At 48.5% G+C, this 16,232-nt stretch carries 18 protein-coding genes; 13 read left to right on the top strand and 5 right to left on the bottom strand.

All coding sequences use genetic code 11. The features are described from left to right. Positions 1-131 precede the first annotated feature (131 nt). Positions 132-1,202, top strand: coding sequence for a phosphotransferase family protein (locus tag ACFO8Q_RS06675; RefSeq protein ID WP_380024949.1), 1,071 nt, complete (start codon positions 132-134; stop codon positions 1,200-1,202). A gap of 12 nt (positions 1,203-1,214) precedes the next feature. Next, positions 1,215-1,943, top strand: coding sequence for a 2-phosphosulfolactate phosphatase (locus ACFO8Q_RS06670; protein WP_380024948.1), 729 nt, complete (start codon positions 1,215-1,217; stop codon positions 1,941-1,943). Positions 1,944-1,964: 21 nt separating this feature from the next. On the opposite strand, the gene ACFO8Q_RS06665 is transcribed toward ACFO8Q_RS06670, so the two are convergent. Together ACFO8Q_RS06665 and ACFO8Q_RS06660 are read right to left on the bottom strand one after the other, a co-directional pair. After that, entirely contained in the window at positions 1,965-2,252 is a 288-nt protein-coding gene (locus tag ACFO8Q_RS06665; RefSeq protein WP_380024947.1) for a 4a-hydroxytetrahydrobiopterin dehydratase, read from the bottom strand. 76 nt (positions 2,253-2,328) lie between these two features. Beyond that, positions 2,329-2,712 (bottom strand): DoxX family protein, encoded by a 384-nt coding sequence (locus tag ACFO8Q_RS06660; protein WP_380024946.1) that lies wholly within the window; start codon positions 2,710-2,712, stop codon positions 2,329-2,331. A gap of 184 nt (positions 2,713-2,896) precedes the next feature. Between ACFO8Q_RS06660 and ACFO8Q_RS06655 the strand changes: the two genes are divergently transcribed. From ACFO8Q_RS06655 to ACFO8Q_RS06645, 3 genes are read left to right on the top strand one after another with little or no spacing between them, the layout of a single operon-like run. After that, positions 2,897-3,967, top strand: coding sequence for an HAD family hydrolase (locus ACFO8Q_RS06655; RefSeq protein WP_380024945.1), 1,071 nt, complete (start codon positions 2,897-2,899; stop codon positions 3,965-3,967). Between the two features lie 53 nt (positions 3,968-4,020). Then, positions 4,021-4,761 (top strand): metallophosphoesterase family protein, encoded by a 741-nt coding sequence (locus ACFO8Q_RS06650; protein ID WP_380024944.1) that lies wholly within the window; start codon positions 4,021-4,023, stop codon positions 4,759-4,761. Between the two features lie 11 nt (positions 4,762-4,772). Continuing rightward, on the top strand, positions 4,773-5,000 hold the full coding sequence (locus tag ACFO8Q_RS06645; RefSeq protein ID WP_380024943.1) for a hypothetical protein: 228 nt from the start codon (positions 4,773-4,775) through the stop codon (positions 4,998-5,000). 240 nt (positions 5,001-5,240) lie between these two features. Here ACFO8Q_RS06645 and ACFO8Q_RS06640 read toward each other — a convergent pair whose 3' ends face one another. Next, on the bottom strand, positions 5,241-6,389 hold the full coding sequence (locus tag ACFO8Q_RS06640) for a THUMP domain-containing class I SAM-dependent RNA methyltransferase (RefSeq protein WP_380024942.1): 1,149 nt from the start codon (positions 6,387-6,389) through the stop codon (positions 5,241-5,243). 366 nt (positions 6,390-6,755) lie between these two features. On the opposite strand from ACFO8Q_RS06640, the gene coxB reads away from it, so the two are divergent. The 5 genes from coxB to ACFO8Q_RS06615 all read left to right on the top strand — a co-directional run bounded on the left by coxB (position 6,756) and on the right by ACFO8Q_RS06615 (position 12,118). Next, positions 6,756-7,685, top strand: a complete 930-nt coding sequence (gene coxB / locus ACFO8Q_RS06635) for a cytochrome c oxidase subunit II (protein WP_380024941.1) — start codon at positions 6,756-6,758, stop codon at positions 7,683-7,685. 34 nt (positions 7,686-7,719) lie between these two features. After that, complete coding sequence (ctaD, locus tag ACFO8Q_RS06630) at positions 7,720-9,369, top strand: cytochrome c oxidase subunit I (RefSeq protein ID WP_380024940.1); 1,650 nt, start codon at positions 7,720-7,722, stop codon at positions 9,367-9,369. Between the two features lie 157 nt (positions 9,370-9,526). Continuing rightward, on the top strand, positions 9,527-10,486 hold the full coding sequence (locus ACFO8Q_RS06625) for a COX15/CtaA family protein (protein ID WP_380024939.1): 960 nt from the start codon (positions 9,527-9,529) through the stop codon (positions 10,484-10,486). A 12-nt stretch (positions 10,487-10,498) separates the two neighbouring features. Then, positions 10,499-11,452, top strand: a complete 954-nt coding sequence (gene cyoE, locus ACFO8Q_RS06620) for a heme o synthase (protein WP_380024938.1) — start codon at positions 10,499-10,501, stop codon at positions 11,450-11,452. Between the two features lie 33 nt (positions 11,453-11,485). Beyond that, on the top strand, positions 11,486-12,118 hold the full coding sequence (locus ACFO8Q_RS06615) for a hypothetical protein (RefSeq protein ID WP_380024937.1): 633 nt from the start codon (positions 11,486-11,488) through the stop codon (positions 12,116-12,118). A 192-nt stretch (positions 12,119-12,310) separates the two neighbouring features. On the opposite strand, the gene ACFO8Q_RS06610 is transcribed toward ACFO8Q_RS06615, so the two are convergent. Both ACFO8Q_RS06610 and ACFO8Q_RS06605 read right to left on the bottom strand, forming a co-directional pair. Further along, positions 12,311-12,937: a TVP38/TMEM64 family protein gene (locus ACFO8Q_RS06610; protein WP_380024936.1), complete on the bottom strand. Its 627-nt coding sequence runs from the start codon at positions 12,935-12,937 to the stop codon at positions 12,311-12,313. Between the two features lie 15 nt (positions 12,938-12,952). Continuing rightward, the gene (locus ACFO8Q_RS06605; RefSeq protein WP_380024935.1) at positions 12,953-13,405 is read right to left on the bottom strand and encodes a YlbF family regulator; all 453 of its coding nucleotides are present in this window, start codon (positions 13,403-13,405) and stop codon (positions 12,953-12,955) included. A 96-nt stretch (positions 13,406-13,501) separates the two neighbouring features. On the opposite strand from ACFO8Q_RS06605, the gene ACFO8Q_RS06600 reads away from it, so the two are divergent. From ACFO8Q_RS06600 to ACFO8Q_RS06590, 3 genes are all read left to right on the top strand, one after another. Next, complete coding sequence (locus tag ACFO8Q_RS06600) at positions 13,502-13,765, top strand: hypothetical protein (protein WP_380024934.1); 264 nt, start codon at positions 13,502-13,504, stop codon at positions 13,763-13,765. Between the two features lie 96 nt (positions 13,766-13,861). Then, on the top strand, positions 13,862-15,379 hold the full coding sequence (locus ACFO8Q_RS06595) for a carboxypeptidase M32 (protein ID WP_380024933.1): 1,518 nt from the start codon (positions 13,862-13,864) through the stop codon (positions 15,377-15,379). A 59-nt stretch (positions 15,380-15,438) separates the two neighbouring features. Further along, positions 15,439-16,227, top strand: a complete 789-nt coding sequence (locus ACFO8Q_RS06590; RefSeq protein ID WP_380024932.1) for an ABC transporter ATP-binding protein — start codon at positions 15,439-15,441, stop codon at positions 16,225-16,227. Positions 16,228-16,232: the final 5 nt, after the last annotated feature.

Raw genomic sequence — 16,232 nt, 5'->3', positions numbered from 1 at the left:
CGCCTTTTTTTATTATCATATTGAATATTCGTACAAATAGAATAGAATAAAGATAAACATACCGTCCGGTTAGTAGGTATGGACAACAAGTTTGGCGGTATAATTTACAACATTCAGGGGAGTGAGTGGGGATGATGCAAAAGGCATTGAAAGACACGATTCCGGTTCGGCCGGGCGAAGAATTGAACAGCGAAGCGGTGGAACGATTCCTGCGGAGTCAGATTGAAGAAATCCCGAAGGAAGAACTCGTCATCGAGCAGTTTCCGTCCGGACATTCCAATCTCACCTATTTGCTCCGCTGCGGTGATTGGGAAGCGGTGCTGCGCCGTCCTCCGTTTGGACCGGTGGCACCGAAGGCGCATGACATGGAGCGGGAGAGCCGGATCTTATCTTTGATTCATAGAGTGTTTCCGCTGGCGCCAAAACCTTATGTGTTCAGTGACGATTTGTCGATACTGGGGGCCCCTTTTTATGTGATGGAACGCAAAAAAGGGATTGTGCTTGACCGCAAATGGCCGGAAGGAATCGATCATTCACCTGAATTGTGCCGGCGGATTTCAGAATCGGCAGTTGATACGCTGGTTGCTCTGCATGCAATCGATTGGAAGGAAGCGGGGCTTGAATCGATCGGAAGACCGGAAGGATTCATGGAAAGACAAGTGCGAGGATGGATCGGCCGGTACGAGCGGGCCAAGACTGATGAGATTCCCGTGGTGGAAGAAACGGTGAACTGGATGCTGAATTCTCTGCCGGAATCACCGCCTGCCACTCTGATTCATAACGATTTCAAATTGAATAACATGGTGTTTTCCGCGAATGATCCGGCGCAGGTGACTGCGGTTCTCGATTGGGAGATGACGACCATTGGAGATCCTTTATCCGATTTGGCCATTACAATAAGTTACTGGGATGAGGCGGATGATGCGGAGAATTTGCGCAGCGGTTTCACATCGGTCACATCGGCACCCGGATTTATTTCCCGGCGGGAGTTTTTGGAAATGTACGCCGCAAAGAGCGGACGTGATACGCAGGAGATCGATTTTTATCTGACTTATGCATACTTCAAGGTCGCGGTGATCTGTCAGCAAATCTACTTCCGTTGGAAAAAAGGGCAGACGCAAGACCCGCGATTTGAAAGGTTAGGGAAGGTGACAGAAAATTTAATGAATCTTGCACACCGAATTGCGATGGATGGTTTCTAAGGAGAGGGAAGCATGCGAAAAATTCATGTTGTTCTCCGCAAGGAGGACATTGACGAAGAAAAAATACGCACTTGCATTGCCGTAGTGTTTGACGTGATATTTGCAACCTCCAGTGTAGCAGCGGCCCTTTATCATGGCGCAAAAGAAGTGATCCCCGTCTTTGATCAGGAGGAAGCTCTCCGGAAAGCGGCAGAACTGACAGACGGAACCTACATGTTGGCAGGTGAAAAAGACGGGTATCCGATCGATGGATTCAACCAACCGAGTCCGCTTGCCATGATGCAGGAGCATGTGAAAGGAAAAAGCGTGATCTACTCTACCACAAACGGTACAGTAGCCGTGAGGCGATCCGAAAACGCGCGGGCGGTTTATGCTTCCTCCTTGCTGAATGGCGCTGCCGTTGCCCAGCAAATTCTGAAGGAAAACTCGGATGAAACGATTGTCTTGGTCTGCTCCGGTTCAAAAGGCCGGTTCAGCCTGGAAGATTTTTACGGGGCGGGGTATCTCATTGACGAACTGCTGAAAAGAAAGCCCGACGGTTGGGTCCTGACCGATGCGGCAAAAGCGGCGCTCGGGTTTTATACGAACTTCCCGGGCACGGACGAAGAATGTCTGCAATCTTCAAGAGTGGGCAAATTTATCTCCGACATGGGACTGGAAGAGGCCACTTTTTATGCGGCAAAAAAGGGGCTGCTCCCCGTGGTGCCGCGGTTGGAAAACGGGCGATTGGTGGCAGTTTGACGGTCGCCCGCTTAAAAGATTCTAGCGTTGATTGAATGCCCTGTCGAATTGTTCGGCGAGCTGAAAATCCAGTTCTGTCAGGCCCCCCGCGTTCCAACTCGACATTCTCAAAGTCACCACTTTGTAGTCGATGCTGATAAACGGATGATGATTGGCTTCCTCTGCAAGATCCGCCACTTTGTTCACAAACTGGATGGCTTCGGGAAAACCGCCAAATTTGTATTTGCGCTGAATCCATTTTTCATCAAGCCGCTGCCAATCGGGTATGCGGGGGAGATTTGAAATGATTTGGTCTTCTGTCAACTTCATAGCGGACCAGCTCCTTTTTGTTTCTTCGTACCTAGATTATAACGAAAAAACACCCCCGTACGGAGGTGTTTTTTGCTTAAAACAGCGTATATTCTCCGGCACCGATCAGCGCCACGCCAAGCACAACCGCAATCAGAACCAAATTATATTCATACCCGTTACTGGTCACCCAGAGACCGTTTTTGACGTGGACTTTGAGGATTGCCACGAACATGGTACCAATCAGGAGTACTGCGGCAATAGGCAGGAAGACACCGCCTGCAAACAACAGTCCCCCGACCAGTTCTGCCAATCCTGCCAGAACTACCATCGGTACTCCCGGCTTAATACCAATTGATTCCATCCACCCGGCGGTACCTTTGATTCCATACCCGCCAAACCAGCCAAACAGTTTTTGAGCCCCGTGCCCTGCGAACAAAAGACCGACGACCAACCGAATAATCAACAAACCTGCATTCATCCGAAATCCTCTCCTTTTTGAATAATGAATAAATGAGTTAATGACTAACTTTATGTTAGTATATTACTATACGTTAGAATTATATGCAACATCTATTTTGTTGATGACTAAAAAAAGAATTTTCCTCAAGTCGAAAAAAAGGGTATTATGGAAGGAAAATATATAGGTGGAGTGGGGAAGGTACATGAAGTACACAACAGTCTTGTTCGACGTAGATGGTGTGATGTTGGGTGAAGATACATACTTTAATGCCACATCGCAGACGATTCATGAAGTGATTGTCACAGAGCGTTTTCTCGGTGCAGCGAAAACGGAATCGAACCCGAATCGCGAACGTCTGGCGGAAATCCGCCGTCAGGTACTCGGTCCGAAAGACGAAGTGCTCGATTTTCTGAAAGGTCGTGGCGTAAACAGCAACTGGGACATGGTTTATTTAATGGTGTCTCATTCGATATTGAAAAATCTGGCCCGTGCTGTGGATAAAGAATGGGCGAGTGAACTCTGCCGGAGCGGTATTACGTTGGCCGATTTTCCGGAAATTCGGTCTAAGGTGGAAGTCTCACCTGCATTTGCTGACTTTACAAAAGATTTCCCTGCTGAATTGGAGAAACACCAGTTCCTCCAATACCTCAACCAATTGGCGGCTGAATGGGTGGGAGCAGAAACGGAAGCATTCGGGAGAGCCAGCCAATTGTGGGAAGAAACCCGCCAGATTTTCCAGGAATTCTATCTTGGGGATGGAAAAGAAAAACCCGGTTACCTGGATCGGGAAGAACCGATAGTTCCCGGAGAAGAGCTTCAGGCGCTGCTTGCCAAACTGGCAGATAAGGGAATCGCTCTCGGAATTGGTACAGGACGTCCGGAGAAAGAGACATTGATCCCGCTGGAAGTACTGGGGGTTCTGAACTACATTCCGAAGGAGCGAATCGCAACCGCCTCCACTGTTTTGGAAGCGGAAGAAGAGACTGGCGTTACACCGCTTGCAAAGCCGCATCCGTTCTCTTATCTGCGTGCACTGCGCGGTGCCGAACCCTCTCATACTGAAATTCTAAAGGAGCAGCTTCCTTTAACCCGTCTGGACGTACTGGTGGTGGGAGATTCACTGGCCGATCTGCTGGCCGCCCGCGCACTCGGCGTTTCATTTGCCGCAACGTTGACCGGTCACGAAGGGGAGCGTGCAAGAGGGATGTTTGAAGCTCATGGAGCTGACCATATTTTGCGGGATGTTCGGGAATTAGCTGCGCTGTTTGAATAAACCGGAAAGCAAAAGGCTTTCCTTAATAACCGGTTTTCGCGGGGGGTGCTACAATGTCGAAGAGAATTGCTTTTCTTTCGGATATTCACGGCAATGCGGTTGCATTGGATGCGGTGCTGAACGATCTAAGCGGCAAAAACGTCGATCAAATCGTAGTGCTTGGCGACATTGCCTACCGGGGACCGGAGCCAAAGCGAGCGATTGAATTGGTTCGCAGTTTGAATGCAAAGGTTATCAAAGGAAATGCGGATGCGTGGACGGTCCGCGGGGTAAAGCAGAGAGAAGTTCCCGATCGAATGCTCGAGATGATGAACCAGGAACGGGAATGGATCGTCGAACGTCTGGATCAGGATGATCTGGCGTATTTGGACGGGCTGCCGGAGGAATTGGAACTGAGTCTGTCGGAATCGGTAAGAGTACACGCATTTCATGCGACACCCGATAATCTGTTTGATGTAGTGTTGCCGGATACTCCTTCCAATGTATTGCAGGAGAGATTAATGGCCCGTTCGGGGATTTCCCTCTATGTATATGCCCATATTCATCTGCCGTATATCCGCTATACCGGCGGAAAATGTCTTGTGAATATCGGCAGTGTCGGCTTGCCGTTTGACGGGATGACCAAAGCATCTTACGCGATCGTTCAAGCGGATGGGGACCGTTTTTCGGTAACGATTGAACGAGTTCCCTACGACATGGATCGCGTGGTCGCTCAGTACAGGCAAGGGAACTATCCGAATGTGGAAACGATGACGCGGGTCATCCGCCAGGCGGTCAGCCCGTTTGCCGGTTAGGGGACGGGAAAATGAACCAACCCGTCAAATGCATAGAGTGTTACAAAAACAGGCCGGGCGGCCGGTGCAAGTCCTGTCCCCTGCATCATGAGAATAAGAACAATTATGTGCCTTTGGAGAATGGATACTATATGAAAAAACCGGAAGAAGCGAATCAGTATCCGGATTCAGATAAAGCCGATCGGCCCTTTCGGCAGTCGTTGAACGAAGACGATCAGCCTCCAGGTACCGCTTTGTAACGAACATCGGGTTTGCCGGAGCATTGGATCAAGTTAGAGCTCTGATAGGCAAGATCCGACAAAGTTACCAAACGGTTTGCGTTTTAGGCTATAGTGTGGGAACCACAACTGCGTGGCTGTGCAGTCAAGACAGGGAGCTTTGCGATGGGGTGGTCATCACAACAGAGCGACACTGCCGAACTGGGTCAACCCAGCGACAGGTGTCGAATAGAATGCTGCCTTGGGCGGCTTGGCTTTTTTTTACTCTTCAGCTTTTTTTCGTGGTGGAAGCGGCCCGAGATACTGGTACAAATGGCATTCAATTCGCCCGTTGTAGAGCTTCCGATTCTTGTCCGCTTTGTTTTCAAAAAATCTCTCGAACCGGTTATAGGAAGTGAGGATAAAGAAGGACCAAGTATCATGGATGCTTGCCACATACCCCAAGTCGCTGTATAGATCTTCAACCTCTTGTTGTTCCCCGATTCGTTCCCCGTAAGGCGGATTTGTGATCATGCAGCCGTAAGGTTCATCCATTTGAAATTCTTCGGCCGGCATGACACGGAAATCAATTGCATCTCCAAGTCCGGCTTCTTTTGCGTGGAAGCGGGCCGTCGGGATTACCTTCTGGTCGATGTCCGATCCGTAAATTTGCAGCGGCAAATCCCAGAGGGCAAGGTCATTTGCTTCCGCTCGCGCCTGCCTCCATACATTTTCCGGAAGTGTGGGCCAAGCTTCCGCTGCAAAGCTGCGTCTGAGCCCAGGTGCAATGTTTCGTCCGATCAAGGCTGCTTCGATGGGAATCGTGCCCGATCCGCAGCAGGGATCTGCCAAAATACGATCCGGCTTCCAACGGCTTAACAAAATGATACCGGCTGCAAGCGTTTCTTTGATTGGAGCTTCCACCGACAATGTCCTGTAACCGCGTTTATGCAAGCCTGCACCGCTGGTGTCAATCGTTAAGGTGGCGATATCGTTTCGCAATGCAACTTCTATGGAAAAAAGCGGACCGGTTTCCGCGAACCTTTCGATTCCGTAAGATTGTTTCATTCGCTCGACGACTGCCTTTTTGACAATCGATTGACAGGCGGGAACGCTGGAGAGTTTGGATTTCACCGATCTTCCCTCAACGGGAAACTCCGCATCCACCGGCAGCCACTCGGGCCAAGGGAGAGCTTTTGTTTGCTCAAAAAGTTCCTCAAATGTAGCGGCTTTAAATTCTCCCATTTTTACCAACACACGGTCGGCTGAACGCAGCCAAAGATTGGCACGGGGAATCGCTAGCTCATCCCCGACAAAAGTTACTTTTCCGTTTTCAACGGTTACATCTTCATAACCGAGTTGGTCCAGTTCTCTGGCAACGACAGCCTCTAACCCCATTGGGGCAGTTGCAATCAATTCAATGCGACTCATCGTATGTACCTCATCTGTTATATAGTGTCTGGTATGTATTCTAACCCAAAAGGCGGTTCAATGTTTATTGAAATTTTTGGTTCTAATTTCCAACATTGAAAATTTTGTTAAACAAATGTGACAAAACGGTGACAACTTGTAAAATCTACCGACCATTATTTCTGCAAAATCTGATGAAAATATATATTTATTGTCGTAAAATAAGAGGTAGTTTGCAGGCTGCCGTCCTATTCCAGGGGGTTGAGGCGCAATCATACGTCTCGCCAGCAGATAGAGTTCGAGAGGAGGAGAATGCGCTTCCTTACCAGATTGACACAGTATTGGTTGTTGGTTGTGAAAAATTGATTCGTATTAGGAGGGAGAAACTTGCCTACGAATTGGCTGCCGGAGTCCGTTACTAATATGGCACAACAAGTGGACTCTCTTTTCGTGCTTATTTTTGGCATTGCGCTGGTTGTTTTTATATTGGTCGAATTCTTACTGATCCTCTTTATGGTGAAGTACAAGCGCTCCAAGAAAAATCAGGAAGGTCTTGCCGTGCATGGCAACACCAAACTTGAAATCATTTGGACGTTGGTTCCTGCCGTGATCCTGGTCGGATTAGGGATCTACAGTACCCAGATGACCTATGACATTCAAAAAGCTTCTGCTGCTGACGCTTACGTGATTGAAGTCGTGGGACGGAAATGGTCGTGGGAATTTAAATACCCGAATGGCGCTTCCACGATTAACGAGTTTATGATTCCGGAAGGCAAAAACGTTGTTCTGAAAGTAACATCAGCTGATGTTATCCACAGCTTCTGGTTGCCTGCAGCCCGGATCAAGCAGGACGCGGTACCTGGACGTGAAACGTTGATTCCGCTCGAGAAAATGACAGCGGGTACTTATCCGGTAATCTGTGCCGAGTACTGTGGTACTGCCCATACGAAAATGTTGGCTACCTTGACAATTGGAACAGAGCAGCAATTTGACAAATTCCTTGTGGATGCGAAGAAAGCATCGGAGGAAGGACCGCAAGCGGGTAAGAAACTCGCGATGCAGAATTGCCTGTCCTGTCACGCGACAGATGATACAACGAAGACCGCCGGCCCATCATGGAAAGGTCTTTATGGATCAGATCGCAAACTGCAGGGTGGTACTACCGTCAAAGCTGACGAAGCTTACCTGAAGGAATCCATCCTTAACCCAGGTGCAAAAATTCCGGAAGGCTACAGCAACGGAATGCCTCCGTTCCAAGGCAAACTTGACGAAAAGCAGATTAATTCGATTATCGAATACATCAAAACCCTGAAGTAATTGAACAAATCGTTTGAGAGGAGTGAGAGGGTTCATGGCTACTGCTGCAGTTGCAGAGGCAACGCGACGTCCGTCTTTCTGGCGTGACTGGGTTCTTACCGTTGACCACAAGAAAATCGGTATCATGTATGCCGTTACCGCGTTGTTCTTCTTGATTTTCGGTGGACTTGCCGCTGTTGCGATTCGTACACAATTGGCTCTGCCAGGTGAAGTTGTTTTAAAGCCTGACCAATTCAATCAGTTCTTTACAATGCACGGCACGATCATGATTTTCCTTTTCGTAATCCCGATGCTTACCGGTGCGTTCGGTAACTATCTGGTTCCGATCATGATTGGTGCTATCGATATGGCGTTCCCGCGGATGAACGCTTTGAGCTACTGGCTTTATCTGCTCGGTGGCATCGTGTTGATGATCAGCCCGCTCATGGGCAACATGCCGGATGTTGGTTGGACCGCTTATCCGCCATACAGTATTCAATCAAAAGGTGCCGGACTTGATTTGTGGGTGACTTCTGTACACATCTTGGGTCTCTCGTCAATTCTGGCTGCGGTTAACTTTATTGTCACGATCTTCAACATGCGGGCTCCTGGCATGACGTTCAATCGGATGCCCCTGTTCGTGTGGGCCTCATTGGTTACGTCTTTCATTCAGTTGTTCGGTACACCGGCTCTTGCTGGTGCTGTTACAACCCTTCTGTTTGACCGTCACCTTGGTACCGTGTTCTATGAGGTGGCTGCGGGCGGGGACCCGATGCTTTACCAGCATCTGTTCTGGTTCTACTCCCACCCGGCTGTGTATGTGATGGTAATCCCGGCGATGGGTATTGTATCTGAAATTATTCCTGTATTTGCTCGTAAACCGATCTTTGGTTATCATGCGATTGCCTATTCTTCCGTGGCGATCGGTTTGCTGGGGTTCATTGTTTGGGCTCACCATATGTTCGTAGCAGGTATGCAAGTGGAAGCAGGTATTCCGTTTATGGTTACCTCGTTGATCATTGCAGTACCAACCGCAATCAAGATCTTTAACTGGCTTTCCACCTTATGGCGCGGATCGATTCAGTTGTCTACGCCGTTCCTGTTCTCGGCATTCGGCTTCATGTTCCTGTTCACCATTGGCGGTCTTACAGGTCTGTTCCTTGCCGCTGTACCGATTGACTTGCATTTGCATGACACCTATTTTGTTGTCGGTCACTTCCATTATGTGGTGTTTGGCGGAACCATGATGGCGATTATTGCAGGTTTGTTCTATTGGTTCCCGAAAGCTACCGGCCGTATGTATAATGAAACACTTGGCAAGTGGTCATTCTGGATCTACTTCGTTGGAACGAATTTGACATTCTTCCCGATGCTGTTAGTCGGTTATAAGGGTATGCAGCGCCGCGTTTACGATTACAGCCATACCCCCGGATTGGAATTGGGGAACCAAATTGCAACAATTGGTTCGTACGTGATCAGTTTTGCCACGATCCTTGTAATGGTCAACATTGTTGTTTCGTTGTGGAAGGGTGCAAAAGCGGAAGCGAACCAGTGGGGAGCTCAGACTCTCGAGTGGACCGTATCTTCTCCACCGCCCGAGCATAACTTCCTTGAAATGCCGGTTGTTACATCTTATCCTTACAACTTCGGCGTTTCCGCTGCAGAGAAAAAACGTTTCGATGATGATGAGGCTGTAAAGGCTTAATAGGCTATCAAGATACGATTATGGGTCGCCGTGAAAGTACCGGGATTATGCTTCGAAGGATTACGTGACTTTCTCACCCATCCGGGTATAAGATACAAACTAACCAGCAAGCTGCTAAGTCGATCTATAAATGGGCCCGACAAAGGAGGGTAGGAGAATGATACGCCGCTTGCCGCTGATTGCAACATTGTCAACGTATATACTCATCTTTCTTGGTGTCCTGGTGGTTGGGTTTGATGCAGGGCTCGCTTGTTCAGACTGGCCGCTTTGCAACGGAAGGATAGTGCCTCCGATGGAAGGGATTATTCTGGTCGAGTTTACCCATCGCACCTTCTCGTCGTTGACCGGATTGCTGATTGTATGGAATGCAGTTGTACTGTGGAGAAACAATCCTTCTGACCGGCTGGTGCGCATTCTTGCTGTTACGTCAGTGGTATTGTTGATTCTCGTAGCAGTCATGGGCGGTGTGAACGTTCTCAACAAACTGCCCTCCGGCCTGACGGCCATTGATATGGCACTCGCTGTGCTGCTGCTTGCTGTTCTTGTTGTACTCACGGTTCGGGTTGGAAGGAACGCTGGCTCTGACACTGTCGAAACAACATATGAAAGCGTCGATAAGTTAAACAGAATGAAAGGGATGTACAAACCTGCTTTGTTAACGGCAGGTGCGGTGTATCTGGAAACGTTGGTGGGAGGATTCTTGAAGCACAGCAGTGCCGCTCACACATACGTTCATCCGGAAGCACCACTGGCTAAAGAACTCGTAACAACCTACAACGTGGCGGAAATTGTCATGTATGTTCACATGCTTACCGCATTTCTTGTAGTGTTGGCTTTATTCCTGCTGCTGGTGTACGCGAGGAAGCAAAAGGTATTTTTCAAACAATCGATGAGCATCCTCCTGCTGCTCGGATTGCAGATTTTTCTAGGGTTCTTCTCACTTGTCACAAAACTTGAATTGTTAACCACAACCGCCCATATGGCTGTTGCCTCGGCGATGGTTTGGATTAGCGTGCATATCGCTGCGAGTGCGAAGTTTTCCGAAACAAAATTGATCGCGGCTAGTCCATCGGAAGATCAGTTTCCGTTCAACCGGACGGTTGTAACTAACGGATAGGGGGTAAGGTAGATGGAACAACAAATTTCGTATACGGCTACAACAAACCGTGCTATGGAGCCGGGACCCTTTTCCGAAATCAACCGGACGGGTACATGGCGCGATTATGTAACGGTGACTAAACTTGGAATTACAATGGGCAATATGATCGCCGTGTTTGCCGGTTATTGGCTTGGTACACGTACTGCCATTAAGACAGGTCTAATTGACTCGTTTGACGTGCTTACCATGATTTTGGCGATTGTAGGCACGGCACTTGTCATTATGGCTGGAACAAGTTTGAACAATTATATTGACCGTGATCTGGACCAACAAATGGAACGGACGCGCAATCGGCCCACAGCAACAGGGTCGTTAACCCCGAATAAAGTCCTGATTTTCGGCGTTATCTTGGCGATGATCGGAACGGGAATGCTTTTTGTGGTGAACGCACTTACAGCAGTGCTTGGGTTAGTCGGACTGTTTGTATACGTAGTGGTATACACGATGTGGCTGAAACGTACATCCACACTGAGTACGGTAATAGGTGGGATCTCGGGAGCAATTCCTCCAATCATGGGGTATGCGGCTGCTGCTAACGTATTGGATGCGAGTGCGTGGGCGATCTTCGCTTTTATGTTCCTGTGGCAGCCTCCACACTTCTTGGCTCTTGCCATGCGGCGTGTGGAAGACTATCGTGCGGGTGGAATTCCGCTTCTCCCGGTATTGTACGGTTTTGAAGTAACCAAACGGCAATCCCTTCGCTATGTGGCAGCAATGGTACCGGTGACCTTTATCCTTTATGGATTGGGAACGGTGGGCCTTGGCTATTTGATCGCGGCGATTGTTCTAGGGATTGGGTATCTGTATATTTCCGTCGTGGCTTTTTATACCAAAGACGACATGAAATGGGCACAGAAAAGCTTCCGTTATTCCTTGATTTACATGACCACTTTGTTTGTCATGATGATCTTTAGTGCGAATTAAATACCGTATACGATTTGAAAGGAGTGACTTTCATTGGCTTCTCAACATTCTCATCTTCCGTTGCCTGAGCCGGGTCCCGGCATAAAAGATAACGGGCAGCTTGCCGCTTGGCTGGGTTTGATTTCTTACACGTTCTTCTTGGCTACCTTTGTTGCGGCAAATGTTTACCTCCGTGGATGGAGACCTGAGGTATTTGGTGTGAAGGTGCCTGCGGAAGTATCCAATCTTTCCTATCTCAGCACGCTGCTGCTGCTTGTAACCGGTGGCATCCTGTTGATTGCCGGGGTTCTTTTCCGCAACGGCAGTTACAAGAAGTTCTTGGGTACCATGAGTATCGGTGCTCTGCTGTACTCCGGATATTTGCTGCTGCAAATTCAACTGCTTAAGAAGTATATCGCTCTGGGTGCGGCAATTGCTACGATTAACGCAACAATTACAGGATTCCAGATCCTGATCACGCTGACCAGCTTGGTATTCATTGCGGCTGTTGGTTGGTACGGGGATTCAAAAGACGGCAAAGTTCTGCGTCGTCTCGTTCCGGGTGCGATGGCTGTATGGATGTACTCGGTAGTTGTAGGACTGGTGGTCATGATTGTAACCGATGTTGTGAGCGTTTCCGAGTTTGCTGCCTGGTGCGGAACTCGTTTGACAGAGCTTGTGAAGTAACAGGAGGGATATCAGGATGGGAATGATTCTGTTTGCCTTGGGGCTGTTCGGATTTGCCGGATTGTTGTGGTTTGTTTTCTGGTATTCTTCGTATATCACCACCAAGAAGTAAGTGGTTTGTAAGAGAGACAGAAAAACGGCGGAACTTCTTGCTTTCGAGCAAGTTGTTCCGCCGTTTTCGGATCCGCTTTTTTACGATTCTTTTTGAAGCTGCTGTTTTCGCAAATACAGAAAAGCAGCGATTGCAATGAGCAGGAAATAGGTTCCGTAAATCATCACCGATGCCCACTTGTTCTGTCCAAAAGTGCTGCCGGCCAGGTTGAATATCAAATTGGAAGGCAGCTTTCCCAATGCGGATGCAGCGAAAAATGTGTACCACGGAACACGGCTGACTCCGGATACTATGTTCACCGCTTGGGAAGGAACAACTGGGACCATGCGAACAAAAAGGATACTCAGAAACGCGTTATTCTCAAAATAGGTCTCGTATTCTTTCGCTTTCGGATATTTGTTGAGATAGTTCTGCGCCCAGTCCCTGAATCCGTAACGGGCAAGCCAGAACATGATCATGGCCCCGGTCATGGCACCCGTTAAAGTAATCGCCGATCCGGTCCAAGTGCCGAATACCCCGCCAATGACTGCCGCTACCGCGACAAAAGGGACAACAGGGAAAAAGGCGATGATCGCAACAAAAAGGATGCTGACGAATACCGAAATGGTTCCGCCTGCGCGGATCCATTCAAGAAAGAATTCTTTCTGCCAATACCCTACGAGGATAATGGCCACAAACAGAAAAATGGCAGAATATTTTCGAATCACAAATGCGCCCTCACTTTAGTGGCTCCTGCAACCGCCGCCACAGCCGCGGCTACCGCACCCGCCCGATTTTTCTTCGTAGATTTCGGCAGGTACATCCGGTGCCAACGTGTTAATAATAGTACGTGTAATACCTTGCAGCAACTCATTCAGTTCTTCTTGGCAGGATTGAAACTGCTCCATAAGAGGAATTTCCGCAATCTGCTCGAGAACTTTATCATACTCTTGTTTCGCTTTGATAGCAGCCGGATGATCGTATCCGTAGCGAAGCGAAGTTTGGGAATAGGCGTTGCGCTTTGCTTTTGCCACAAACATGAGCGCTTGGGCGTCAGGGTGGCGATTTATTTTATCTTCCGCTTGGCGGAAGCGATTGAATTCTTCTGTAGCTTGTATCAGATTGACAAGCTCCTCTGCTTTCCGCAAAATGCGTGTACGGGAATCGACTGATTCCATATATGCAAGATCCTTCAAAACCTGGCACCTCCTTTATAAAACAATCCTTACACCTAAAAGGATATACTGTCATTATAACCGAAAAAACTGAAGAAGGACATTGGGGGATCAGGGATGGAAGAAATTAAACAAGGTCTGCGCGACATCGCGATTGAAATGAGACAAGCTTTGGGGGATGACTACACGGAAGATGAGTACTATGAACTGGTAAGTTCCACATATAAAAGTATGCAGTCCCATTACGGAGAAAAAATGGATGTATTGGATCCGGAAACGGTGGTTCGAGTTCTCCGCAGGCAAATGGGGGAACTGATCAGGATGGGCAGGGCTAAGAAACTGCTTGAAAAACGCGGTCATGTAGCCCCGAAAGAAAAATAGTCGGGTGCCTGGTTCCGTCTAGGGCTTTTCCTTTTAATGCAATATGGTATGATTTGGTATAGATTTTATTTTTAAACACGAAGGGGGACGGGGGAATTGGCAAAAGATTTGCAATCAACCGTGCAAGCGTTTCGTTCCTTTACGAGACGGATGCAAGACTATAGAGAAGCCATAGGAGTATTGGGATGGGATCTCCGAACAGGTGCGCCAAAAAAAGGGCGAACACAGCGTTCGGAAGTGATCGGCACTCTCTCGACCGATCTGTTCAAGATGGGTATCTCAGGCGAAATGAAGGAATTTTTAGTTGAGCTGTCTGAACCGGATACATACGAAAAACTTGATCCTATTACTCGAGGAATTGTGCGTGAGTGCAAGAAACAATATGAGAAGAGTCAATTGATTCCGCCGCAGCTTTACCAGGAATACGTCGTACTGACTACCAAATCGGAGACCGCTTGGGAAGAGGCAAGAAAGAAGAATGACTTTGCCGCATTCCATCCTTATTTGGAAAAAATTCTTGATTACAACAAACAATTTATCGATATATGGGGCTATCAAGGACATAGGTACAATACACTGCTCGATCACTATGAACCCGGAATTTCGGTCGAGACATTGGATCTTCTGTTTGCGGATCTGCGAACAAAATCGGTGGCTCTGCTGCAGGCGATTCAAGACCGTGGACAAGCGACAGATGCTTCTTTTTTCGAGAAAACATTCCCAGTGGACGACCAACGCCGGTTCAGTGAATTTGTGCTTCGAAAAATCGGCTACGACTTTGAAGCGGGTCGCCTCGATCAAAGCGCCCATCCGTTTGCGACCGGGCTGAATCCGGGGGATGTGCGGGTGACTACCCGCTTTCATCCGAATGATTTCCGGTCGGCCTTGTTTGGGTCGATCCATGAGGCCGGCCATGCGATTTACGAGCAAAATATTTCACAAGAACTGATCGGAACCCTTCTTAGCGAGGGAGCGTCTATGGGAATCCATGAGTCGCAGTCCAGATTCCTTGAAAACATCATTGGTCGCAGTCATGAGTTTTGGACCTGTTTCTACGACGATTTGTCGGAATTTTTCCCTGAGCAATTCAAACGTGTTGACTTGGATGAGTTTTACCGCGCAATTAACCAGGTACAGCCGTCCTTGATTCGGGTCGAAGCGGACGAACTGACTTACAACCTCCACATCATGCTGCGTTATGAACTGGAGAAAGCGTTGATCGGAGGGGATCTTGCAGTCGCAGATCTGCCTGCGGCATGGAATGAGAAAATGAAAGACTATTTGGGGATCGTACCGCCAAATGATGCGGATGGAGTTTTGCAGGATGTACACTGGTCGGGCGGAGCCTTCGGGTATTTCCCGTCGTATTCGCTGGGAAATATTTATGCTGCGCAATTTGAGGCGGCATTGCGGCGGGATCTTCCGGATTACAAAGAATCGATTAAGCGCGGCGAGTTCAGTGCGATAAAATCTTGGCTAAACGACAAGATCCATAAACATGGAAAGCTTCTGGAACCAAAAGAGATTCTTTCATCTGTCACGGGAGAATCAATTAATTCAAAGTATTTGGTGGAGTACTTGGAAAACAAGTACACGATGGTATACGGGCTGTAAAAATCCAAACGCAGATGAGTGTACGAGTTGAATGCCAGGAAAATAAGGGTGAGTGGAAGATGAAAGTACTTAAAGTCAAAGATGTGCACTGGATACGCTCGGACAAGCAAATCCTCTCCCATGTAAATTGGGAAGTCAACGCGAAGGAACACTGGGCCATTATTGGACTCAACGGATCCGGAAAAACCTCCCTGCTGAAGATGATTACCGGTTATGAGTGGCCAAGCAGGGGAACGATTCAAGTATTGGGCCATCCATACGGACAGTGCGATATCCGGGAGGTTCGGAAATCGATCGGGTGGGTAAGTTCCGCTCTTCGGGAGGAATTTTACCCGTCAGATTCCGCACTCGACGTGGTGGTAAGCGGGAAATATGCTTCGATCGGTCTTTGGGAAACTGTCGAGTCTTCTGATCGGGAACGCGCTTTCGAAGAACTGGCCAAGTTCGGTTGTTCTCATTTGGCGGCGGAGAGATACGGGACCCTGTCCCAAGGCGAAAAACAGAAAGTCCTGCTCGCTCGTGCGTTAATGTCCGATCCTAAGCTGCTGATCCTTGACGAGCCATGCTTCGGTTTGGATATCCGTGCCCGCGAAAACGTTCTGTCTGTGATCAACCGGATTGGAAGCTCGGCCAATGCACCGACTTTGTTGTATGTGACTCACCATGTAGAAGAGATACAACCGATTTTTACCCATGCGTTGTTAATGGAAGAGGGGCAAGTGGTCGCATCGGGTCCCAAACGGACTGTTCTCACGGGTGACTATCTGAGCGGGACATTCGGTTTGAATATCCAGGTGGATTGGCTGGATGACAGGCCTTGGATAAGATCGGTCAATTCGGTGGAATAGTATCG

The sequence above is a fragment of the Effusibacillus consociatus genome, assembly GCF_042652925.1.
In the GTDB taxonomy this organism is placed as follows: Bacteria; Bacillota; Bacilli; order Tumebacillales; family Effusibacillaceae; genus Effusibacillus; species Effusibacillus consociatus.
Note: the sequence above shows the minus strand (reverse complement) of the source record. Positions and strands in the feature narration are given on the sequence as shown.